At 35.7% G+C, this 25,203-nt stretch carries 16 protein-coding genes; 8 read left to right on the top strand and 8 right to left on the bottom strand.

What is annotated here, in order from left to right; genetic code table 11:
* Positions 1–135: 135 nt before the first annotated feature.
* From murB to ABD940_RS15230, 3 genes are read right to left on the bottom strand one after another with little or no spacing between them, the layout of a single operon-like run.
* On the bottom strand, positions 136–1,149 hold the full coding sequence (murB, locus tag ABD940_RS15240; protein WP_345205717.1) for a UDP-N-acetylmuramate dehydrogenase: 1,014 nt from the start codon (positions 1,147–1,149) through the stop codon (positions 136–138).
* Between the two features lie 5 nt (positions 1,150–1,154).
* Positions 1,155–1,637 carry a hypothetical protein gene (locus tag ABD940_RS15235; protein ID WP_345205714.1) on the bottom strand — a complete coding sequence of 161 codons (483 nt, stop codon included), beginning with the start codon at positions 1,635–1,637 and terminating at the stop codon, positions 1,155–1,157.
* 15 nt (positions 1,638–1,652) lie between these two features.
* Positions 1,653–2,858 carry a pyridoxal phosphate-dependent aminotransferase gene (locus tag ABD940_RS15230; protein ID WP_345205710.1) on the bottom strand — a complete coding sequence of 402 codons (1,206 nt, stop codon included), beginning with the start codon at positions 2,856–2,858 and terminating at the stop codon, positions 1,653–1,655.
* A gap of 286 nt (positions 2,859–3,144) precedes the next feature.
* On the opposite strand from ABD940_RS15230, the gene ABD940_RS15225 reads away from it, so the two are divergent.
* The 3 genes from ABD940_RS15225 to ABD940_RS15215 all read left to right on the top strand — a co-directional run bounded on the left by ABD940_RS15225 (position 3,145) and on the right by ABD940_RS15215 (position 7,007).
* Positions 3,145–5,646 carry a GEVED domain-containing protein gene (locus ABD940_RS15225; RefSeq protein WP_345205708.1) on the top strand — a complete coding sequence of 834 codons (2,502 nt, stop codon included), beginning with the start codon at positions 3,145–3,147 and terminating at the stop codon, positions 5,644–5,646.
* Positions 5,647–5,808: 162 nt separating this feature from the next.
* Positions 5,809–6,468, top strand: a complete 660-nt coding sequence (locus ABD940_RS15220; protein ID WP_345205704.1) for a YiiX/YebB-like N1pC/P60 family cysteine hydrolase — start codon at positions 5,809–5,811, stop codon at positions 6,466–6,468.
* Positions 6,469–6,695: 227 nt separating this feature from the next.
* Positions 6,696–7,007 (top strand): NIL domain-containing protein, encoded by a 312-nt coding sequence (locus tag ABD940_RS15215; RefSeq protein WP_345205702.1) that lies wholly within the window; start codon positions 6,696–6,698, stop codon positions 7,005–7,007.
* Positions 7,008–7,127: 120 nt separating this feature from the next.
* On the opposite strand, the gene murA is transcribed toward ABD940_RS15215, so the two are convergent.
* Both murA and ABD940_RS15205 read right to left on the bottom strand, forming a co-directional pair.
* Positions 7,128–8,435: a UDP-N-acetylglucosamine 1-carboxyvinyltransferase gene (murA, locus tag ABD940_RS15210; protein ID WP_345205698.1), complete on the bottom strand. Its 1,308-nt coding sequence runs from the start codon at positions 8,433–8,435 to the stop codon at positions 7,128–7,130.
* 2 nt (positions 8,436–8,437) lie between these two features.
* Complete coding sequence (locus ABD940_RS15205; protein WP_345205695.1) at positions 8,438–9,115, bottom strand: DUF4290 domain-containing protein; 678 nt, start codon at positions 9,113–9,115, stop codon at positions 8,438–8,440.
* Positions 9,116–9,305: 190 nt separating this feature from the next.
* On the opposite strand from ABD940_RS15205, the gene ABD940_RS15200 reads away from it, so the two are divergent.
* Positions 9,306–10,742 (top strand): alpha-amylase, encoded by a 1,437-nt coding sequence (locus ABD940_RS15200; protein WP_345205691.1) that lies wholly within the window; start codon positions 9,306–9,308, stop codon positions 10,740–10,742.
* 246 nt (positions 10,743–10,988) lie between these two features.
* Here the strand turns inward: ABD940_RS15200 and ABD940_RS15195 are convergent, their stop codons facing one another.
* Both ABD940_RS15195 and ABD940_RS15190 read right to left on the bottom strand, forming a co-directional pair.
* The gene (locus tag ABD940_RS15195; RefSeq protein ID WP_345205689.1) at positions 10,989–11,402 is read right to left on the bottom strand and encodes a thiol-disulfide oxidoreductase DCC family protein; all 414 of its coding nucleotides are present in this window, start codon (positions 11,400–11,402) and stop codon (positions 10,989–10,991) included.
* 12 nt (positions 11,403–11,414) lie between these two features.
* The gene (locus ABD940_RS15190; RefSeq protein WP_345205686.1) at positions 11,415–11,876 is read right to left on the bottom strand and encodes a heme-binding domain-containing protein; all 462 of its coding nucleotides are present in this window, start codon (positions 11,874–11,876) and stop codon (positions 11,415–11,417) included.
* A gap of 342 nt (positions 11,877–12,218) precedes the next feature.
* On the opposite strand from ABD940_RS15190, the gene katG reads away from it, so the two are divergent.
* Positions 12,219–14,492: a catalase/peroxidase HPI gene (katG, locus tag ABD940_RS15185; protein WP_345205684.1), complete on the top strand. Its 2,274-nt coding sequence runs from the start codon at positions 12,219–12,221 to the stop codon at positions 14,490–14,492.
* 153 nt (positions 14,493–14,645) lie between these two features.
* Positions 14,646–15,896, top strand: a complete 1,251-nt coding sequence (locus tag ABD940_RS15180; protein ID WP_345205681.1) for a hypothetical protein — start codon at positions 14,646–14,648, stop codon at positions 15,894–15,896.
* Between the two features lie 166 nt (positions 15,897–16,062).
* On the opposite strand, the gene ABD940_RS15175 is transcribed toward ABD940_RS15180, so the two are convergent.
* Positions 16,063–16,818 (bottom strand): SDR family oxidoreductase, encoded by a 756-nt coding sequence (locus tag ABD940_RS15175; RefSeq protein ID WP_345205679.1) that lies wholly within the window; start codon positions 16,816–16,818, stop codon positions 16,063–16,065.
* 460 nt (positions 16,819–17,278) lie between these two features.
* Between ABD940_RS15175 and ABD940_RS15170 the strand changes: the two genes are divergently transcribed.
* Positions 17,279–17,908, top strand: a complete 630-nt coding sequence (locus ABD940_RS15170) for a hypothetical protein (protein ID WP_345205676.1) — start codon at positions 17,279–17,281, stop codon at positions 17,906–17,908.
* Positions 17,909–18,035: 127 nt separating this feature from the next.
* A partial coding sequence (locus ABD940_RS15165) for a beta strand repeat-containing protein (RefSeq protein ID WP_345205673.1) occupies positions 18,036–25,203 on the top strand: 7,168 nt, incomplete at its 3' end.

Below are 25,203 nucleotides of genomic sequence, written 5' to 3'. Positions count from 1 at the left end.
TGTTTTTATTTGATTGTTTTTATGAGATGCTTCGACAGGCTCAGCATGACATCGCTACAAATTTATCGCTAATAATGCAGTTAGTATTAGGATTGTCATGCTGAGTTTGTCGAAGCATTTAAATTTATTAAAATTTTAAATAATATTCACCTCTCTCTCCAGCTCAATCCCGAATTTTTCTTTCACAGAATTGATGATCTCCGTCGAAAAATCAAAAATTTCCTTTCCTGTAGCCAATCCGGATGTATTTACAATAACCAGAGACTGCAGTTTATGGGAAGCAACATTTCCAATTTGTCTTCCTTTCCAGCCACATTGTTCTATCAGCCAACCAGCCGGAACTTTCACAAAATCTCCATTCGGATAGCCTTGAATATTATCGAATTTCTGTTGTAATTCCTCGAATTGCGTTAAAAGAATCGTGGGATTTTTAAAGAAACTTCCTGCGTTTCCAATTTCTTTTGGATCAGGCAATTTGCTTTGTCTGATGTTGATAACAGCCTTCGAAATATCCTGAATGGTTGGATTTTGAATTCCCAAGTTTTCCAGTTCAGATTTTATCGCTCCGTATTCTGTTTTGATGTGATGATTTTGTCTTGTTAATTTAAAAGTAACTTCCAAAATCACATATTTTCCTTTGCCTTCCTGTTTAAAAACAGAATCTCTGTAACCAAATTTACATTGTTCCAAATTGAAAGTTTCCAATTGGAGGTTTTCCAAATTTAGAACGGTACAATTCACAAAAACATCCTTAATTTCCGTTCCGTAAGCTCCGATATTCTGCATTGGCGAAGTTCCTACATTGCCCGGAATTAAAGAAAGGTTTTCCAATCCGCCATAATTTTTATCTAAGCAAAACATTACGAATTCATGCCAGTTTTCTCCCGCTTTTGCAGTGACCAACACATGATTTTCGCTGATAATATCTTCGTGGATTCCTTTTAAGCTGATTTTAACAGCCAATCCGTCGAAATCTTTTGTCAGTAGAACATTGCTTCCGCCGCCAAGAAATAAAATTGGAAGAGATTCTGTGTTGGCAAAATCTATTACTTCTTTTAATTCTTCAATAGAATGAATTTCATTGAAATATCTTGCTTTTGCATCTACACCGAATGTATTGTATGGTTTTAGAGAAAAATTTTCGTGCATTGGTTTTATTTATAATCTGTTGGAAGAAGGATTTGAATTTGGTCTTTTAATTTCTGAAGTTGCTTGTAATAAACTGTATCTGCATACGAATTTACATAAGCATGATATTTTTTCGCAGTTTTGATTTGGAAGGTTTCATCGAATCCGTCTACAGACTGTTTGCTGGGCGAACTTTTAATTTTATCTAAAGTTTTTACATCAAGAGTTGATGTCAGTTTTCCCCAAATTTGTGGCGTGATTGCCGATTTCCATTCCTTATGGATTTTATTGTTTGTAATTCCTTCTTCAAGATGAATGGAATCTTTTGTGACTTTTACAATTTTGTAATTTCCGAGTTGTCCTCCAATATCCGAATATTTGATAGAAATAATCTCGTTCGGATTTGTTGAAGAAATATTTTCGGTCTTTTTGCTGTCACATGAAAAAAATATCAGCAATAAAACTGTTAGAAAGAAAATTTTCAAACTAAGATATTTTATTGCTGACATGAGTTTTAATTTAAATTAAAAATTGAATTCTAATTTATATTTTTCAAGCGCATCTTTCAAAATAGCTGCACTTCTTTTTAAATCTTCTTCTTTTAAAACGTAAGCGATTCTTACCTGTTTTTTACCCAATTCAGGATTGCTGTAGAAACCTCCTGCAGGTGCAACCATGATTGTCTCTCCGTTGAAAGAATATTTTTCCAATAACCACTGAGCGAATTTTTCTGTATCGTCAACCGGAAGTTCGGCAACGCAATAGAAAGCTCCTTTTGGCTTCGGACAGATAACTCCCGGAATCGCATTTAAAGCATCAACCAAGACATTTCTTCTGTGTGTATATTCTTCTCTTACGGCTCTGATGTAAGCTCCGTCATTTTGGTGAGCGGCAGTTGCGGCGATTTGTCCTAATAAAACAGGACTCAATCTTGCCTGTGCAAAAAGCATTGCAGCATCGTGGATTTTTTTAGAACGTGTAAGCATACATCCGATTCTCACACCACACATTGAATAACGCTTTGATTCTGAGTCGATAATGATACAGTTTTCTGCCAATTCAGGAAAAGCAAGCATCGAAACCTGTTGTTTTCCGTCATAAACATATTCTCTGTAAACTTCGTCTGAAATCACAACGATGTCATATTTCAAAGCAATTTCCGCTAATTTCTGAAGTTCTTCGCGTGTGTAAAGATAACCTGTTGGATTTCCAGGGTTACAAATAACGATTGCTCTTGTTTTTTCTGTAATTTTTTTCTCGAATTCTTCAATTGGAGGAAGTGCAAATCCTGTATCAATTGTTGAAGGAACGGCAACCACATTTACATTGAAAGTGCTCGTGAAACCGTTATAATTTGCATAATAAGGCTCAGGAATAATCACTTCATCACCGTCATCACATAAAGTTGAGATCGCGAAATTTAAAGCTTCTGATCCTCCGTTTGTTACAATGAAATTATCAGGAGTAAGATCTGTAAAATCTAAAGAGTGATAATATTCCGTAAGTGCTTTTCTGTATTCGATATTACCTTCAGAAAGAGCATATTCCAATACTTTTAAATCAATATTTTTTAAAGCATTAAGAGCCGTTTCCGGAGTTTCAATATCCGGTTGCCCGATATTCAGGTGATATACTTTTATTCCTTTTTGTTTCGCTTTAAGGGCAAAAGGAACCAGTTTTCTAACCGGCGACGGCGGCATGTGTTGTGCTCTGTTTGAAATATTCGGCATTGTTCAAAAAATTTGTATGGCAAAAATAAGATTTAATTTCTCAATAATAAAATAATGCTTGAAGTAAGAAAGTGTTTTTATTTGAATTAAAGAATCAATAACAAAATGATTGATATATAGTGAATTATTGGTATTTATTTTTGTTATTGTTTTTAATTAATATTTCAATTATTTGTGATTAAATATTGATTTATTTAATGGTATTTAAATATTTATATAAAAATTTTATCAAAATCGTTTTTATATTGTTTTTTTTATAAATTTACAGCGACAATAACTAGTAAATATGAAATTAAAACTATTTTTTGGAGCTATCAATGCGATGGCTCTACTAGCTGCAAGTTCTATGGCAGCTCAAAACTACCAACAAATGCCTATTGCTTCAGGCCTTACCGCTGATGTGATTGCAAACGGAATAGGATCTTCAAATGTTTCTACAAATAATGATGTAGACGGAGTTTCTTATGCTTTTGTAGCCAGAGACTTTCAATTAACATCTACAAGTGCAGCTATTACCTATGGTATTCCTGTTGATGGGATTATTAATTCTGTGGTGGCAACAACTCCCGGATTGAGCTATCAGTTAGCAAGTTTGAATGCAAATAATTCTTTGAGATTAGCTGCAGTAAATGATGCAGGAACTTTAACATTTACCACGCCTAAAGCAGCGACTAAATTGTATATGCTTGCCGTAAGTGGAAGTGGTACTTCTACTGTAAATGTAGTGGTGAATTTTACGGATGCTACTTCGCAAACATTTTCAGGCGTAAGTCTTGCAGACTGGTACGGCGGTACCAATTTTGCGGTTCAAGGAATTGGAAGAGTGAAAAAACCAGGTGCAACTCCCAATGCTGCTGATGACATTCCGTCCCCTGAAGGTGGAACAAATCCAAGATTGTATCAAAGTGAGTTGGCGATAGATGCTGCAAACCAAGCGAAACAAATACAAAGTGTAACTGTAACTAAAGCCAGCGGTTCGGGACTTCCAAATATTTTTGCTTTTTCAGTGGATGCTTATTCAACTTGTGTGCCTCCGGTTTTACAGGCGCCTGCAAGTATAACGGCTAATTCTGCGTTGGTCTCATGGACGGCTGTATCAAATGGTGTAACGTATGATGTGTATCACAGCACTAATAATACAATACCTGCGAATTCAGTAACACCTACATATTCTGGAGTATCGGGAACAAGTACTACGATTGGAGGTCTTAACTCGAATACAAACTATTATTATTGGGTAAGAACCAACTGTAGTTCCGGAACAAGCCAAAGTGCATGGTCTTTCGGTGGCACTTTTAAAACAGCTTGTTCTACGTTCACAGTTCCTTATACAGAAAATTTTGATACGACAAGTACGGGTTCTTCAACGAATAATAATGCACCAAGCTGTTGGGCATATTTAGAAAGTGCTTCGTTTGTGGGATATGGATATGTGGCTGCATCAAACCCTTATTCGTCACCTAATTCTTATTATTTATATAATTCGACTGCAACTACAGGTAACCAAATGTTAGTGTCACCTCCAACTGTAAATCTTTCAGATGGAACAAAGAGAGTTAGATTCTATGCAAAATCGAGTACTGCAAATTATACTTTATTGGTTGGTACTTTATCAAACCCTACAGATTCAAATTCATTTACACAAATTGGATCACCTATTACTTTAACGACTACTCAAACACAATATACTGTTAATATTCCATCAGGTTCTGATCTGCAATTGGCATTTAAACATGGATTAGGTGGTACAAACCGTTCTATTTATATTGATGATATTACAGTACAAAATATTCCTAGTTGTTTTGAGCCAACTGCAGTTACAGTTCCGGCTACTACCTCGAATTCGGCAACAGTTACCTGGACGGCGCCAACTCCGGCTCCGGCAAACGGATACGAAGTATACTACAGTACAAATACTACAGCTCCTACTTCAACTACTGTTTTAGATGCTACTAATTCTGTGACTTCTGCTACAACTACTGCAACTATAAATGGATTGGTGGCCGATACTAATTACTATGTATGGGTAAGATCTAAATGTATTGGTACAGATAGAAGTATTTGGAGTGAGGTTGTAGCTTCATTCAGAACAGGATATTGTGTTCCTTCATCTACTTCTCAGTCTTCTTGGGTTTCTTCTTTCAGTTCCACAGGAGCGGCTACAAATATGAATTATGCATCTTCTGCAAGTATAACCGGAGGATATCAAAATTTAACGGCAACGAGTAATAAAATATCTAATCCTGCAGGAGGAAATGCTTCTATATCTTTAACGGCTGGAGGTCCAACATGTGGATTTGCAATCTGGGTAGACTGGAATAATAATCTAACTTTTGAATCTGGTGAAAGAATGTTTGTAACTACAGGTTATGTAACCACTACTTCAGGATCTTTTGCTGTACCTGCGGGAACTCCTACAGGAAATTACAGAATGAGACTTGTTACAGATTACAATAGTACGGCACCTTCCAATCCTTGTGGAGCTATTTCAAGAGGAGAGTTCATCGACTTCATGTTTGAAGTGACTTCTTCTTTGGCAACTGCTGAAACGTCTGTTAAGAAAAATGAAATCAAAGTATATCCGAATCCATTCAAAGATGTTTTATACATTGCTGAAACTAAAGATGTAAAATCTGTTTCCATTGCAGATGTATCTGGAAGAGTTGTAAAAACTATCGAAAATCCTGGTAAAGAACTTCAGTTAAGTGAATTGAATTCAGGAGTGTATTTAGTGAGTTTTACTTTCAAAGATGGCTCTCAGTCAACAACAAAAGCGATTAAAAAATAATTTTTAGATTTAATAATTTACACCCAAACAGCTAGACAATATGTTTAGCTGTTTTTTATTTTAATTAAAAGTTATTGTCATCAAAATTTTGTTAATTTGACAATTATTAAACTGAATTAAAACCCCAGAAATTCTGTAGAAGAGAATAATGGATTACTATTTATGAGACCAATTTTAAAAAGAAATATTTTTTTACTGAAAATCGCTGCATGTATTTTTCTCTTAAACTTGATTTTAAGCTGTAAAAGTTCACAAACTTCCGGATTAAAGAACGGAGATCTACTTTTCGTTACCGCAAAAGAAACGGGACTTTCTGGAGCAATAAATAATGTCACTCAAAAACAAAAAAATGCTTCTTTCGATCATATCGGAATTTTAGAAAAAAGTAAAGACGGAGTTTTTGTTCTCCACGCAGCTCCGAAAGGTGGTTCTCAAAAACAAAATTTAAAAGATTTTCTGAAAGATCAGGCAAATGACGAACAAAGCGTAATTGTCTATCGATTAAAACCTGAATATCAAAAAACAATTCCTGATGCAATTTCAAAGGCTGAATTGATGTTGGGAAAACCGTATAATTTCAATTATATTTTGGATGAAAATTCATATTACTGTTCGGATTTTATTGAAAGAGCTTTTAGAAAAGATCATATTTTCAAATTGGAACCAATGACTTTCGTTGATCCGAAAACTGGAAAAATAAATACTTTCTGGGAAGAATTTTACCAAAAGAAAAATTTAAAAGTTCCTGAAGGTGAATTGGGTTGCAATCCCAATGGTTTGGCAGCTTCCGATAAACTGGAAAGAATAAAAGAATTAAAATAATTTTACAGAAAAATATTTACATCACTTGAAACGGACTTTAGTCCGTTTTTTTATGAACAAATTTGACCAATTTTAACCGAAATTTAAACTTCAAAGAAAAATATTTAGTTAAAATTAAAAAATATTATCCTACTAATTTGGTAGACTAATATTTTTTTATATTTTTGTCAAAGATTTAGCGCAACAGAGCGGGAATCTAAGTGTTTAACCAAAAAAAATGTTTTGTTATGATTACACCAAATCCAAACCTGCAGGTTTTACAAAACAAACTCAACCTGCCAAAAAAAGAATTGATACTGGAAGTAGAATTAAATGGAAAAATGAAATTCGAGCATTTGATGAATACCATTTATAATCAGTTCGGGATATGTCACAGGGTGTTGTCGGCAAACGTTGAATATGTGAACGGGCTGAGTTTCGGATCTGTTCAGTTATATATAAATGTAAATTCAGAGGATTTCGAACAGCTGGAATTTTATCTGAATAAAAATAAACTTTTAAGTACTTCTGTAGAATATACTTGCAGAAAATACTTATAGGTGAGATTCATATAGTTTTAATTACAAAAAGCGTTCAGTGAAAACTGAACGCTTTTGATTTATAAATAATTAAAGGGGAAAACTAGTTTCTAACCTCTAATTTCTAACTTCTTTTTTGAATTAAATTCTTTCAATATCCGCTCCGATTGCTTTCAATCTTCCATCGATATTTTCATAACCTCTGTCGATTTGCTCGATATTGTGGATAATAGATTTTCCTTCCGCAGAAAGTGCAGCAATTAGAAGTGCATTTCCTGCTCTGATATCTGGAGAAACCATTGTTGTTCCTCTCAACGGAGCTTCTTGGTTTAAACCAATAACAGTTGCTCTGTGCGGATCACAAAGGATGATTTGAGCTCCCATGTCGATCAATTTATCCACAAAGAATAATCTTGATTCAAACATTTTCTGGTGAACCAAAAGACTTCCTTTCGCCTGAGTGGCAACTACTAAAATGATAGATAACAAATCCGGCGTAAATCCTGGCCAAGGCGCATCAGAAATAGTTAAAATAGATCCATCAATAAATTTCTGGATTTTATAATTTTCCTGAGCTGGAATGAAAATATCATCATTACTTTGCTCAAGTTCAATTCCTAATTTTCTGAATGTATTTGGAATAACACCAAGCTGATTCCAGTTTACATTTTTGATTGTGATTTCAGATTTTGTCATGGCAGCAAGACCGATCCAAGATCCGATTTCTACCATGTCGGGAAGCATTGTATGTTCAGTTCCGTGAAGATATTCAACCCCTTCGATTGTTAATAAATTCGAACCGATTCCTGAAATATTGGCTCCCATTCTGTTTAACATTTTACAAAGTTGCTGAAGATATGGTTCACAAGCTGCGTTGTAAATTCTTGTTTTTCCTTTTGCTAAAGCTGCAGCCATCACGATGTTTGCTGTTCCTGTTACAGAAGCTTCTTCAAGCAAAATAAATTTACCGTTAAGTTCTTTAGCCTTTAATGAATAAAAGAATTCCTCTTCATCATAATGAAATTCTGCACCTAATTCTACAAGTCCTTGAAAGTGAGTGTCTAATCTTCTTCTTCCGATTTTGTCACCTCCCGGAGTCGGCATGTATGCTTCACCATATCTTGCTAACATTGGACCCATCAACATGATTGAACCTCTCAGTTTTGCTCCGTCTTTTTTAAACTCGTTTGATTTTATATAATCAAAATTAACTTTATCTGCTTTGAAAGTATAATCTCCGTGTCCGTTTTTAGTCACTTTTACACCAAAGTCTCCTAAAATTTCAATTAATCGATTAACGTCGTGGATATCCGGAATATTTTTAATCCTTACATCCTCATCTGTTAATAGAACGGCACAAAGAATCTGTAGAGCTTCATTTTTTGCTCCTTGTGGAGTGATTTCACCTTGCAGTCTCTTTCCTCCTCTTATTTGAAATGTTCCACTCATGTCTACTTTCTTTTATTATGATTATTGTTGTTGTTATTATTGTTATTGTGTCTTCTTTTGTTATTTTGGTTGTTTCGGTTGTTGTTCCGGTTATTATTCTGGTTGTTGTTTCGGTTGTTGTTATTGGTCGTGTAATAGATCTTACTTTTTTCAAGAGAATCTATTCCCGTAAGATCCAGTCTGTTTTCCGAAAGTTCTTTCAGGTGACGGAAGATCACATCATCCGTTACGTGTTCCTTATTATATACGTTGTACGATTTCTTCATATTGTTGGCAATCACTTCGATCAAAGCTTCTTTTTCGTCGCCTTGTTCCAGTTCGATTGCTTTTTCAATTAACTGAAGAATACTTTTCCCATAGAATTTAAAGTCACCCTGAAGTTTTGGATATTCCATTCTTTTAGGTTTTTCTTCAAGTTCTTCTTTCGTAGGAAAAGGGTAGGGAGAATCTACATCCAATTCATGATTGGCCAAAATATATAGATGATCCCAAAGTTTATGTTTATAATTTTCTTCGTCGCGGAGTTGCGGGTTTCTTTGACCCATAAAATCAATGATTGCCATTGCCATTTCGTTTCTTTCTTCTTTTGAAGAAAGCTCCTTGCAACGCTCAACCAACTGTTGTATAATTCTGCCATATTCCGGCAAATGAAGCTGAGTTTTTTGGGTATTGTATTCCATAGTCTGCAAATATATGGATTAATGGAAAAATTGTACCGAAAATCTTAAAAGTTTATGATTTTTTAATGAAAATTGTAAATAATGATTTGATGAGGTTTATTGATAAAAATAAAAATTATTTCACCTCGAATGGAATTTATTTCAAAAAAAATGTAATTTAGTTAATAGTTTAATAATTAAAACTTTCGATATGAAAAAAACACATTTTCTACTTTCTTTATTGGCTTTGGGCTTTGTGAGCTCTTGTCAGAACAATGATGAAATTGTTAACGAAAATGCTAAACAGTTAGAGATTCACGACAAAATTGTGAATGTTACTAATCATGACGGTCGTCCTTTCAGTACAGGAACTTCTTCTAATGTTAATGCCAAATTTGTTGCCGGACCAGGTGGAAGCGTCCTGATGCAGGGATTTTATTGGGATGTTCCCGATGGAGGAAACTGGTGGAATACTGTAAAAGGAAAAGTTACCGATTGGTCGAATGCAGGAATTGGCGCAATCTGGTTGCCTCCCGCTTCAAAAGCACAGAATGGAGCGTATTCGATGGGGTATGATCCTACTGATTATTATGATTTTGGAAATTATAATCAGAATGGAAGTGTAGAAACGCGTTTTGGTTCAAGAGCGGAATTAGAAGCATTAATTACTCAGGCTCACACTGAAAATATGCAGGTTTACGCAGATATTGTTATTAATCATAACAGTGGCGGACAATCTCAGGCAAATCCTTTTACGGGAACAAATACATGGACAGATTTTTCAGGTGTTGCATCAGGAAAATTTCCTAGAAGTTACAATGATTTTTATAAAAATTCTTATGGAAATAATGATGAAGGAGCTTTCGGTGGCTTTCCGGATCTTTGTCATGCGAATCCTTATGTTCAGGATTGGCTTTGGGGAAGAGATGATTCTGTCGCAAAATATTATAAGAACGTAATGAAATTCGACGGATGGAGATTCGATTATGTAAAAGGTTTCGGACCTTGGGTTGTGAATACTTGGAATGCCAATGTAGGAGGGTTTTCTGTCGGAGAACTATGGGATTCTAATGTAAACACTTTAGAATGGTGGGCAAATAATGCCAACAGTTCTGTGTTCGATTTTGCAGCTTATTACAAAATGGATGAAGCGTTTGATAATAATAATTTAAATGCTCTTAATGATGACATGATGTGGAAAAGGAATCCTTACAAAGCTGTAACCTTTGTTTCGAACCACGATACGGATATCATTTATAATAAAATGTTGGCGTATGCTTATATTTTAACGCATGAAGGTTATCCGACAATTTTCTATAGAGATTATGAAGAATGGCTGAATAAAGAAAGATTAAACAACCTGATTTGGATTCACAACAATAAAGCAACCGGAACAACTTCGATTCTTTATACTGATAACGACGAATATATCGCAAGAAGAAACGGCTACAACGGAAATCCGGGATTGGTTGTTTACATCAATAATTCTTCAAGTTGGCAGGAAAGATGGATCCAAACGAATTGGGCAAGTCAGCAAATTAAAGATTTTACGGGAAGCTCGAGTTGGTATCCTACAACGCAGGGTGATAAGTGGGTGAAAATTCAATGTGCACCGAATTCTTATTCTGTTTGGTCTTTGAATCAATAAATTAAAATAAAAAAATCTGCGTAATCAAATCAGTTTGATCTGCGAGAATAAAAAAGACTGTTTCTTAATTGAAGCAGTCTTTATATTTTTGCAATCTGTCATTTCGACGAAGGAGAAATCTATCTAAAGCAAGAAAAAAATAGATTCTTCACTCCAATTTGTTCCGTTCTGAATGACAAAGTTTACGTATATATTTAAAAATTTTATCAGTGTTATTCGTGAAAAAATTAGTGCTTAAACAAAAAATCAAACCTCAATAAATTTCTTCCTTTCTTTCGGTGTAGGCAAGTAACACTTTTGATTTGCCAGTTTCATTCTGTTTCTCGAAATAACATCGTAAATTTTATCTCTTAAAAATTTGGGAAACAGTTTTCCTATTCCTGAAAGCTTGTAGATTCCGCCAAGTAAATTCGCAATTTGTAAAACAGCACTGGATTTTACAAGATAATAATGTTTAGGTTTCCAAAGATACATCGTATTGAAAACATTAGTTTCCAAATCTCTTTCAGATAAAAATTTCTGACCAAACTCTGATTGAAGAGAAGCAAACATAAACTGATCTTTTTTATCTCTCTCTAAAATCCACTGTACCCAGAAATTGCAGACTCCACAATCTCCGTCAAAAAATACAATATGCTTTTCCTGCCAGTTTTCTTCCATGATCTTTAATTTTTAAAGTGCCATTTTTCGTTCCGTTTCTGCTTTCTCTTTTTTGAAATAGTCGATTAAAATCTTTCTTTGATCATCCGTCAGTTTTGCATCCTGATGTCCTACAAAATAAGATTCCAAAGGCATTTCCTTTTTCTCGATCATTTCAATACATTCTTCGAGTTTATGAGCCTGTTGTTTTGGTTCGTATGTTGCAAAGGTAGAGAAATTCAGATGTTTTCTTCCCTCATTAATATGATTTTTCAAAAGCCAGGAAGCAGGTGCAATATTAGAATACCAAGGATATCTTGATTCATTGGAATGGCAGTCGTAGCAGGAAGAATTGATCAATTTTGCAACATCTTCAGGTACATTTTTGATTTTTAAAAAGTCCATTCCGGGAGTTGGAGCAGGATTGGTTTTATCAATAGGAAAGAACTGAATGATAATAAATGCGACGAGAATGACAACTAATACTTTTTTCATATCCTGAATTTCATGTTTTGTAAATAGATAAAGTTAATTAAATTTTTGATAATTAAAAAGTTTAAAATTTATGAAACTCTTAACATTGTCTTGAATAATTCTAAATATGTTTGTTTGTCTTTGGTTTTCATTCAAATTAATATAAAATTTTATTAACTTAATTGAATTATTAAACCTTTTATGCTTATGCTTTCAGTAAATCAATGAATTAGACTTTATTATTGTTTTTAACTATTGTAAAAATATTTTTGATAGATTGTATTTATTTTACAACTATTGTAAGTTTGCCTTGTTCTTAAGAAAGAATTTAAACTATAAAATCAACATAAAAATTTAAACGATATGGAAAATACTTCAGGAGACATCAGTAAATGCCCATTCCACAACGGAACAATGAAAAAAGAAAATGTTGCGGGTGGCGGTACTCAAAATAAAGATTGGTGGCCGGAACAATTAAGAGTTGATATTCTTCGTCAGCATTCTCATCTTTCAAATCCGATGGACAGCGATTTCAATTATGCAGAAGCGTTCAAAAGTCTTGATCTTGAAGCTGTAAAACAGGATCTTCATGCATTAATGACAGATTCTCAAGATTGGTGGCCTGCAGATTTTGGACATTACGGTCCGTTGTTTATCCGTATGGCTTGGCACAGCGCAGGAACGTATCGTGTTGGAGACGGAAGAGGTGGAGCAGGAGCAGGACAACAACGTTTTGCACCATTGAACAGTTGGCCCGATAACGTAAGTTTAGATAAAGCGAGAAGATTATTGTGGCCAATCAAACAAAAATATGGAAAGAAAATTTCCTGGGCAGATTTAATGATTTTGACAGGAAATATCGCTTTGGAATCAATGGGTTTCAAAACTTTTGGATTTGCAGGAGGTCGTGAAGATGTTTGGGAACCGGATCAGGATGTATATTGGGGAACAGAAAAAACATGGTTGGGCGGAGATCTTCGTTATGCTCACGGTTCGCCGGGAGTTGAAGGTCATGGTGTTCTTCCGATGGATGATAATTCTGAAGTTAATCATTCCAGAGATCTAGAAAAACCTTTGGCAGCAGTACAAATGGGATTGATTTATGTAAATCCTGAAGGTCCGGACGGAAATCCGGATCCGATCGCAGCGGCAAAAGATATTCGTGATACATTCGGAAGAATGGCGATGAATGATGAAGAAACAGTTGCTTTGATCGCGGGAGGTCACACTTTTGGAAAAACTCACGGAGCGGGACCTGCAGATCATGTAGGAAAAGAGCCGGAAGCAGCAGGAATTGAATCGCAGGGTTTTGGATGGAACAGTTCTTATAAATCAGGGAAAGGAACGGATGCAATTTCCAGCGGCCTGGAAGTGACATGGACAGAAACTCCAACACAATGGAGCAATTATTTCTTTAAAAACTTGTTCGAAAACGAATGGGAATTAAAGAAAAGTCCGGCAGGAGCTCAGCAATGGGTGGCGAAAAATGGAGAAGAAATTATTCCTGATGCTTTTGATCCGAATAAAAAACACAGACCGACGATGCTGACAACGGATTTATCATTAAGAATCGATCCGGTTTATGAAAAGATTTCAAGAAGATTTTACGAAAATCCTGAAGAATTTGCAGATGCATTTTCAAGAGCTTGGTATAAACTTACGCACAGAGATATGGGACCGAAAGCCCGTTATTTGGGACCGGATGTTCCTGCAGAAGAATTGATTTGGCAGGATCCTATTCCTGAAGTGGATCATGTTTTAATTAATAATTCTGATGTTGAAGCTTTAAAATCGAAAATTTTAGATTCAGGTCTGAGTGTTTCCGAATTGGTTTCCACAGCTTGGGCGTCGGCTTCTACATTCAGAGGAAGTGATAAGAGGGGAGGTGCAAATGGTGCAAGAATCCGTTTGGCTCCACAGAGATATTGGGCGGTAAATAATCCTGCTCAGCTTCAGAAAGTTTTAGGGGTTTTAGAAAATATTCAGAAAGAATTTAATGAAAATCAGACAGCAGGTAAAAAAGTTTCATTGGCTGACTTGATCGTTTTGGCGGGAAGTGCAGCGATAGAAAAATCAGCAAAAAATGCAGGTCATAATCTGATTGTTCCTTTTGTACCCGGAAGAATGGATGCTTCACAAGAACAGACTGATGTAGAATCGATGGGATATCTTGAGCCTGCAGCAGATGGATTCAGAAATTATTTAAAGAAAAAATTCTCTGTTTCTACGGAATCTTTATTAATTGATAAAGCTCAGTTATTGAATCTTACCGCTCCTGAATTAACTGTATTGATTGGAGGAATGAGAGCTTTAAATACAAATTTTGACGGTTCTTCTCACGGAATTTTTACACACAATACCGAAACTCTTACCAACGATTTCTTTGTGAATCTTTTAGACATGAGTACTCAATGGAAAGCAGCTTCCAATGATAATGAATTATATGAAGGAACTGATCGTAAAAGCGGTGAGAAAAAATGGACGGCAACTCGTGCAGATCTTGTTTTTGGTTCAAATTCTGAGCTGAGGTCTATTGCTGAGGTTTATGCAAGTTCAGATGCTCAGGAAAAATTTGTAAATGACTTTGTTTCGGCTTGGGTAAAAATAATGAATGCAGACAGATTTGATTTAAATTAATTTAACATAATGTAGTTATTTAACATAATAATTGAAAGGCAGTCGTTTGATTGCCTTTTTTTGATGTGAATTTGTTAAATTTTAATAGTAAAAATTAGTAGATGTTTAAATAAAGTATAATTTTGTAATTGAAAAAAACAAATTTTAAAACAAATGATAAAATTATTATTTCCTGTTTTACTAATAGGGGTATTTGCCAATGCTCAAGTTGGGGTTAATACAGAAGCTCCGAATGCTACTTTCGATGTAGTAGGAAAACCAGCCGATACGAATAAATTTGATGGTATTATTGCGCCGAGAATTTTGGGAAATCAGCTGAAACTGAAAAACTATACTTCCTCTCAGACAGGAGCTTTAGTTTATGTTACGGATGCAGATACAAGTCCATCAGGACAAACCATTGATGTTACTTCTTCGGGATATTATTATTTTAACGGAGATTTAAATAAATGGATAAAAATAGCATCCGGAAATTTGTCAGAACCGTGGAAAGTTCAGGGAACCAATACTGTTTCTACCCAAAATACAGAAAATATTTACCAACAGGGGAAAGTGTCAATTGGTACGACTTCCTCATCAGCTGTCAGTACAAAACAATTGGAGGTTGCAGGTGATTTTAAATCAAAATATACGGATGGAACAAATTATTATGGTCTTGAGACTAATTCATTAGACTTTGGAATTCCTATCAATATGATGTATTCTTCTAATAATGCAGATTTGACTTCTGCTACACAAAGCAGTGTAATTTCCGTATATCCCGGAATGAGCACATTACAGACAAATAACGGACAGGGAGGCGGAAGTATGGCGGCTTTTTCGAGTGCGACGGGAGGAAATTTTGCGTTGGTTGCTAATAATCCGGATCAAAGTATATCATCATCAATTTGGGGGCATAATGATGCGACTGCAAGTAATTTATATTTAAGCCACAGCAAAGCGAGCGCTGAATCCACATCTGTAACAATTGATAAAACGAAAGGTATTGTATTTAATTTTTCAGATTCTTCAGGGAATTTTCAGGGAGCTTATGGTTTTCCAAGAAATAATGGCTCTGTCAATCAGGTTTTAGTAACCGATGGATCGGATGCAACAGCAAATTTATCATGGAAAGACGCTTCTTCTCTTAATTTAAAAATAAGAACTTTGACATCGGGAACGGTTGCAACAGATGATTATACGATTCTTGTTTCCGGAAATATTTCGCTTCCTGCAGCAAGCTCTTCCAATTTGGGGAAAGTTTATAATTTAATAAATGATACAACAGGAAACATTACGATAACCGGAACATTTAGAATTAATGGAGGGAATTTTTCCAATTATGGTTTAAATAACAGTGATATGGGAAGAGGAATTGTGGTGCAAAGTACAGGTTCTGCATGGGCTGTGATTTCCAGATATTAATTTTTGATTTACTCTAAATAATTAAAAATGAAAAACCATCTTCATGAAGATGGTTTTTTCTCTCTCTAAATTGTATCAGAACTCAAATGATACTGTATTGTTGAATTTCTGGATCAAAACGATTTAAAAATCAACAACCAATTTGTCAATTATACCAGAACTAACTTTATCTTGTTGTGTAACCTCCATTAGCGAAAATAGTCTGACCGGTAATCCACCAGCCTTCTGTAACTAAAAATTCTACCAAAGGAGCAATATCTTTAATATTTGTAAGTCCGCTAAGAGCAGATGCAGATTTGTGATAAGCAACAGCGTCATCAGCTTCCTGTCCGTAGAAGAAAGGCGTATCCATTGGACCAGGAGCAACTGCCGTTACAGAAATTCCTCTGGAACCAAATTCCTTAGAAGCAGCTCTTGTAAAATGTTCAACAGGAGCTTTCATACCTGCATAAGTTGAATATAAACCTGTGTAAGCAGCTAATAACGATGTTACTATCGTACAGATTTTACCACTATCATTAATTTTTTTTCCTGCTTCCTGAATGAAGAAGTAAGCTACTTTAGAATTGATATTAGACATCGTATCATATTCTTCTTCTGTTGTATCAACAAATGGTTTTTTCAGTACCATTCCGACTGTATTGATGGCAATATCGATTCCTCCGTATTTTGAAATTGTTTCATCAAAGAATTTTGTGATATTCTCTATTTTTGTTAGATCTCCCTGAAACAAAAATGCTTCTGCACCAAGAGCCTGTACTTCACTAAGTGTTTTTTCACTTTCTTCTCTTGAACTCTCGCTATTGTAATGGATTGCTAATTTAGCACCTTTAGCTGCAAAACCCCTGCTTAATAAACCTCCTAAATTTTTACCACCTCCGGCAATTAAAACTACTTTACCGTTTAAATTTTTTTCTGACATAATACTGTTTTTTTATGTACACAAATATGTGAATGAAATTTATATAAACAGCAATATTTATCTGAGAAGGTGTTGGTAATTCGAAATTTCTTCTACTAAATTGATGATAAAATCATATTTTGTAACCCCTGCTAAATTAGGGATAAGTGTCTGGAAACTCATGGTTAATCTCAGTATTTTGATTTAAACTGAAAATTTGAAACAACTTCTAATTGATAAGTCAAAAAAGGTAAAACAATTATCAAATAATTTCCAATATTCTTCTATTATTTTTATATTTTAAATTATTGATTTTAAGAGCTTTGTATTTATTTTAAGTTGTGTTAAAAAAAACATAATATTTCCATAAAAAATGTTTTTTTTTCCGAATTTATCTTGATAATCAGTTGTGTTTCGTGCTTTCTTAACATAATATTGTTAAACCTATTAGGCAAAACGATTCTAAGACACACTGAAAAAAATGAGAACACTAATGATTGAAAAAGGTAAAGGAAGATCTTCCCTAGCTACAAGGGGGAGATTCTTTCTTCTTTTTATTTCAATGGTTTCGTTTTTTCAACCTTTGAATGCAAATGTTCCTGATGATCATGAAAATGAAAAAACTGTTGAAGCAGATTCTCTCAGAACTTTTAATAATGTTCAAGATGATAATGTTGCCAAAATCTATGTAACAGGTGGTGCTCAGTTTACTAATTTAGACAATTCAATTACTACGCCAATTGTTATCATTAAAATCGATACTAAAAAAGAAATCTCGAAAAAAAAGGAAAAAGAGAAATCACACAGTAACACAAAAGATAAAAAAAGTACAAAGAAGTCTGTGCAAAAATCACCTTCTGTTCCTCAGTTTTATTTTACCAATCCTCACGATAAAGAATTTACCCATTTTGATGTCGGGCTGGATAAAGCGGTGGTAACAACTACTCAACAGCTCAAATTATTTTCAATAAATAAATTTTTCGTTTTAAACTTAATGCTTTTCGTGAGCATATACTTGGTGTGTTTTTTCAAAGAAAACACTTTTTTTATTTCACTTATAGGCAAAAATTTTCAACGACCCCCACCTTATTTTTCCATTCAATTATTTTAGAGAAAAAAGGACATGATTAATAGAGGAAAAAAGATCTATTGGTTATCGTCCCTGTTATTTTGCAGCTTCTTTGTTCCCAAATTAAGAAGCTGCGAAATACAAAAAGTAATAACTAAATAATTAAATAATGAGAAAAATATTAACTTTCTTAATAGCAGTATCATCGCCATTACTGCTGTTTGGACAATCGCCGGGAGGAGTGGTTCCGGCAGCCTGGTACAAAGCGGATGCTTCGGGTACATTGTTTTCAGATGCGGGAGTTACGGGCTCTGCCAATAATTCGACAGTTTATCAATGGAATGATGCTCAGGGTAACGGATATAATCTCTTACAGGCAACTGCGGGATTACGCCCTACATTTTCCAATACGACCACATTGGCCAACTTTAATCCCACCGTTACATTTCAAAGCAAATGGATGGAGTTTCAACCCGGAACAGGAATTAATATCATAGACCGTACAAATGGAACATTATTTACGGCAGGATATTTAAATACATTAACACAGGGCGGTATTTTCGGATTTGATTCCACAATGGATTATCCGGGATTACACACTTCCAACAACGGACTGAACAACTTATTGTTTTTTACAGGAGGTCCTGGTTATCAAGGGGTAACGAGTAATAGCTTTCAAAGTAACTATTATTTCAGTGCAGGAGCCAACTGGCAAAACGGAGCAGGTACAAATGCTGCGTATGCCGCTGCTACAGTATCACTGAACGGAAACAGAACAGATTATTCGGGAAGCCAGCTGCAGAATGCCATTCTTGATGTAAATGCAAGAGATATTCGTGTAGGTGGAGATACCAATTACGGTTCTATTAACGGACAGGTAAACGAAATGCTTATTTTCGAAAACAGACTTTCTAGCGATGAAATGGATAGAGTTGAGTCTTATTTGGCAATAAAGTACGGAACTACCTATGCTCAGGGAACCAGAGATTACAAAAATTCATCCAGTGGTGTAGTTTGGAGTACTTCAGGAAACACCGGGTATAATAATAACATTGCAGGTATTGCAAGAGATGCTACAGGACTAAACCAAAAGCAATCATGGAGTACTAATTCCGGTAAGCAGATATTAATTTCAACAACCGGATTAGCAAATACCAATGCAGCAAATACAACTTCTCTTACAGCCGGACAATACCTTGTTTGGGGAGATAACGGTTTGACTAAAAGATCGACGGTTGCTATCTCCGGAATTTCTGGAGTGAATTATCGTTTTGCGGCAATTTGGAAAGCTCAAAATACAGGAAGTGTAGGAGCAGTTCGTATTGCATGGCCTGCTACTTTAAAAAATCCTAAGCTTGTTCAAAGTAATGATGCGGTATTTGACGGAACAGATACGGTTACAGATATGAGTGCAAATACTCAGACTGTAAACGGTGTTACTTATAACTATGCTGACGTAACATTGGCAGACGGACAATATTTTACTTTGGCTTCCTATGTTCAGGCTCCAGGAGGTGTTGTGAACGGATTGACACAATGGTATAAAGCTGGTACAGCTGCTGTGAATACAGGAGACGGGACTGATGTTACATCTTGGACAGATCAGATTTCATCTACAGTTTCTTCGCAGTTGTCTACAGCTCCACTACCAAAATATAAAACCGGGGCTATAGATTATTTCAACTTTAACCCGGGAGTTAATTTTACAGCTATTCAGCAAATGATCGGAAATATTACAGATCCGACATTAAATAATACTAATTACGATATTATCACTCTTACAAAGGAGGGAATGACGGGAAGCCGTTTCTTTAATATCGGGATGGATAATACCACATTTAATGGAGCCAATTGGGATCAGCCGGGGCTTTATGCAGATGGGACAGTAGGTTTCAGAAATAATGCAGGAAGTGGTACTGTATATTCAGCCAATCCGGGATCTGTTGCCTTTGATGCCAATATTCCAAGCATGATGTACTATACCTTTACAGATACATCTTTAAGTAAAGGAGTAAATGGTAATGCCAATGGAACAACAGCGACTCACGGAGCTATCGGATTAGTAACCGGAGGGCATATTTTCGGAGCTAATGGAGGGTATAATCCTCCCGGTGGTGACGATTTAGGTTTTACAGGTAATATCGGAGAAATCGCCGTATATGGTGATGGAAGCATTACAGCTGCGGAAAGAAGAAGAGTGGATTCTTATCTTGCCATTAAGTACGGTATAACATTAGGAAGAGTGGCTACGGATAATTATCTTTCTTCATCAGGTACTGTCATTTGGGACGGTGCTGCGAATAGTGCTTACAATAATAATATTGCAGGTATTGCTAATGATGATGCTTCAGCACTTAATCAAAAACAATCGATAAGTGTAAATGCAGGAAAGCAGCTTATTATTTCAACCACAGGATTTGCGGTTAATAATGCAGCAAATGTAACTTCTCTTACAAATGGGCAATATCTTATCTGGGGAGACAACGGTTTACAAAAAACGCCTACCGTTGCAATTTCTGGAATTTCTGGAATTAACTATCGCTTTGCCTCAATCTGGAAAGCTCAGAATACAGGAAGTGTAGGAACAGTAAGAGTAACTTGGCCAGCTGGTTTGACTAACCTAAGACTTATACAGAGTAGTGATGCTGTATTTGATAATAGTGATACTGTTACAAATATGAGCACCAATACTCAGACTGTGAATGGAGTAACATACAATTATGCTGATGTAACATTGTCAAATGGTCAATATTTTACTTTCGCTGCTTTTGTACAGGCTCCTGGTGGAGTAGTAGGTGATCTGAGAGTATGGTTGAAACCTGATAATGGATTTACGCCTTCTACTTGGCAGGATAAATCAATCAATTCAAACGACTTTACTCAAACGAATGCTACTCGTCAGCCTTTTGTTGCTACAACTCTTTATAACTTTAATCCTGTTGTGGATTTTGGAGGAACAGCATCTGCAGATGGACGTTTTATGGTTTATCCTTCGGGAGGACCTTTTACTGCTAATGGATTAAGTGGTACGTTTTTCTCAACTACATTAACGAGAACAGGAGGAACAAGTGGTTATAGAGATATATGGGGATTTGGCGGAACAACTACTACAGCTTCTCTTCCTCAAGCTAATACGCCAACAATAACTAAACTGAATAATGATATTGTATTATTTGATTCTACAACATCAGCATTTTCAGGACAATATCCGGATAACCAGTTTTTATTAGCGGATATGTCTTATACGGTGAACGTAGCCGGAATAAAATATGGTCTTAACGGAGCTACGGCAAACACGACTCAAACACGAGTTACTGGTAACTCTCTTCAGGCTAGTGGTAGCGTACTTGGTTCTCAGCCAGAAGTAATGAACGGAGTAATGGGTGATATGATTGCTTATGAAAGAGATCTTACAACTGCTGAAAAAATTAAAGTAAGAACTTACAACGGTGTAAAGTATGGAATTACACTACCTCACGATTATGTAGCTTCTTCTAATCAGGTTGTTTGGGATAATGCTGCAAACACTACTTATAGTAATAATATTTTTGGTATTGCTAATGATTTTGTTTCTTCATTGGATCAGAAACAATCTACAAGTATTAATAGTGGGCAAAAATTAGTTGTAGGGAATGGAAATTCTTTATTCAACACAAATGCTCTTAATACCAATACCCTTACAGATGGACAATTCTTATTGGTTGGAGATAATGGATTAAAACAAGCACCTTCTGTTGCTTTGGCAAACCCTGCAGCTCCCGGAGGAGGAATTAACTATCGTTTTGGATCTATTTGGAAAGTTCAAAATACTTCAGGTGTAGGAACTGTTACTTTAGCTTGGCCGGCAACAGGCATGGAAAACTTACATTTAGTTCGCTCCACGGATGCTACATTTGATGCTACGGATACATTTATTCCAATGTCTGGAACAACAATCATTAATGGAGTTACATACAATACAGCAGCTGTAACTTTAGGTAATGGACAGTACTTTACATTTGCAGCCTATGTTCATGCTCCGGGAGGTGTACTTTCTTCACTTTGGTATAGAGCTGATAAAGGGCTATTACCTGCAGCTGGTGCTGTTACAACCTGGACAGATTATTCTGCAGGTCAAGTACCTGTTTCTCCTGTATTGGCAAATACTACATCTGCGCCAACTTCAGTAAGTGGAATCGGGCTAAATTTGAACTTTAATCCAGGTATTACATTTACTGCTGCAAATGCTTTAGGAAATACAAATGTATTAAATGCACTGTCAGGAGGAAACTATACTGTTTATACAAGTACTACTCCGGTTACGGGAAGTGGTTGGGATAGAGTTGTAGGATTAAATTATTCAAATTTAACAGGCGGGAATTCTTATGATAGTCCTGGTCTTGGAGCTGATAATGTAATAATTAGAAATAATACATCAGCTGCTCCTTTGTTTACTACAGTTGCTACTGGCTATAGATATAATCAGTTTACGAATACTACAATTGTAAGAAACAGCTTTACCAACACATTGTTTACAAGAGCGTTTAATGGTGCTGTTGCGGAAGGAAATGTAACATATGCCAGTACAACAACAGGCGCAGACGGAGGAATTATATTTGGTAGAAATGCCAATAATGGCGGAGATGATAACGGAACTGCAATGACAATGGCGGAAACTATTGTTTTTGATGGTGCTCTTTCTGTAAATGATGTAAACAAGGTAGATTCTTATCTTGCTATTAAAGGAGGGATAACATTAGATGTTACCAATACGCCTAATTATTTGAGCAGTAGCTCTGCTAATGTATGGAGTGGTTCTGTAAATACAGGTTATAACAATAATATTTTTGGTATTGCTAATGACTTCTTGTCTGCATTACATCAAAAGCAATCTAAGAGTATCAATGACGGACAAAAATTAATCATTGGACGTGGGACATTAACTAACACTAATGATTTAAACACAAGTAGTTTAACAGACGGTCAATTCTTAATGGTAGGAGACAACGGTTTAAGACAAAGTCTTTCAGTTTCTATTAGCGGAATTACAGGAGTTAATTACCGTTTTGAATCGATCTGGAAAGCTCAGAATACAGGAACTATTGGAACGGTACGTGTAGCTTGGCCTGCAGGCTTAGCAGCTATGAGATTGATCCAGAGTCCTGATGCTGTATTTGATAATACAGATACCGTAACAGATATGTCTGTTAATACGCAAACGGTAAACGGCGTTACTTACAATTATGCAGATGTAACATTGGCAAATGGTCAGTTTTTTACTTTCGCGGCGTTTGCACATGCTCCGGGAGGGGTTATTAATGGACTGAGCCAGTGGTACAGAGCTGATATTGATGCTACTAACACAGGAAATGGTTCAGATGTAACTTCATGGAAAGATTATTTTGCAGGAACAATTTCGGCTCAGATTGCTGGAAAAGCATTGCCTAAATATAAAATCGGAGATGTTACTTCTTTCAATTATAACCCTGGAGTTAGCTTCACGGCAGTTACTCAAACGTTAGGTAATAATACTGTTCAGACGATTACCAATACAAGCAATGATATATTCACGTTGACTAAAAACGGAATAACAACTCCGGGAAGTCCAAACCCTCACATCTTTAGTATCACTGCAGATAATGCAACGACTGATGCTTCGGCTTGGGATTATACAGGATTTCTTCCAAGTACAGTAATTGAAAGAAGAGTTGTAGGAGGTGGAACACAATTACCTGGTTCAGGAATAGATTATTCTACGACTATTCCAAGTATCATGTACAATACATTTACCAATACAACATTGGCAAGAGGATTGAACGGTGCTGCCAATGGTACCACAGTAAATACAGCGGCAATGGGACTTGCTTTAGGAGGTCACGTATTTGGAGATACACGATGGACAGGCAACACAAGTGATAACGGAGGTATTGTGGGAGATATTGGAGAAACCATCATCTATGGTGGAGGAAACCTTACAGCAGCAGAAAGAAGAAAAGTTGATACTTATATGGCAATCAAATATGGTATTACATTAGGACGTGTTGCTACAGACAACTATATCTCTACTGCAGACGGTACTGTTTGGAGTGGTTCGTTGAATATCACTTATAACAATAACATTTTTGGATTGGCAAAAGACGATATTGAATCTTTACATCAAAAGGTTTCTAAGAGTGTGAATGCCGGAACGATCCTTACCATGGCAACGAATAATGATTTCGTTTCTCAGAATATTGATGCATCCAGAACTGCATTGACAGGAGATCTGAAATATTTCGTGGCAGGAGATAATAATATAGCAGCTACTGCACTAAGTAATATTACTGTTAACGGTTCTGCAGGACAACGTATTCAAAGAACATGGTTGTCACAACGTACGAATACCACGGGAACAGTTTACTTTGCAGCAGATCTTTCTACTTACGGAGCTTCTTTTGCAAGCGGAAATAATGTAAGAATGATTATTGCTGATGATGCAGCATTCACTATCAATGTAGTATCTGTACCGGGTGTTTACAGCGGTGGAAAATGGGTTCATAGTCACAGTTTTGATTCTGAAAATACTGGTAGGTATATTACGTATACAACATTGCCACTTGATACCGACAATGATGGTATCGCAGATTTATACGATCTGGATACTGATAATGATGGAATTCCAAATGTCAATGAATGTAATACTGACTTGGGAACTGTTGTTTCATGGATGTATAATGATAGTACCCGTAACGCTACCGTACTTTCTCCTATAGCTTCAGGAACAGCATCTACTAATGGTTCAGGTCTTACTACTGTAAATCCTGACGCATCTAATACTCATTTAAGAATAAGTAATATTGATGCTACAACTCTTAGCCAGGCGATTACAAATAATGAATATATACAATATACGTTTACGACAGGAAACTGGGTTGCAAGTACACACAATTATTTCTATGACAGAACATCCTTCTTAAATCGTTTAGGGTATCCAGCACATAATTTTACAGTGGCAATCTCAGAAAATGATTTTGTAACCTCTGGGACTAATCTTTTGACTGATATTAATTGGCCTGGTACAGTTCCAAGTGCTGATATAATATTTAATAATGCAGCAAGCATCAGCATGAAGCCAAATACTTTGTATACTGTAAGGATTTATTTCTATAATGTATCAGGAGGAGCATCAGCTACCATAATGCATGATGATTATAAAGTTTACCTAAGAGATTATTGCGATACAAATGGAGACGGTATTCCGGATTATCTTGATTTAGATTCTGATAATGATGGTTGTTTAGACGCAATTGAAGGGGATGAAAACGTAACCGCTTCAATGTTGGTAACAGCAGCACCTGGTCTTAGTGTAGGTACAGGAT

This window comes from Chryseobacterium ginsengisoli, assembly GCF_039542325.1.
Lineage (GTDB): Bacteria > Bacteroidota > Bacteroidia > Flavobacteriales > Weeksellaceae > Chryseobacterium > Chryseobacterium ginsengisoli.
The sequence above is the reverse complement of the archived record's forward strand: the minus strand, read 5'-3'. Positions and strand labels throughout refer to the sequence as shown.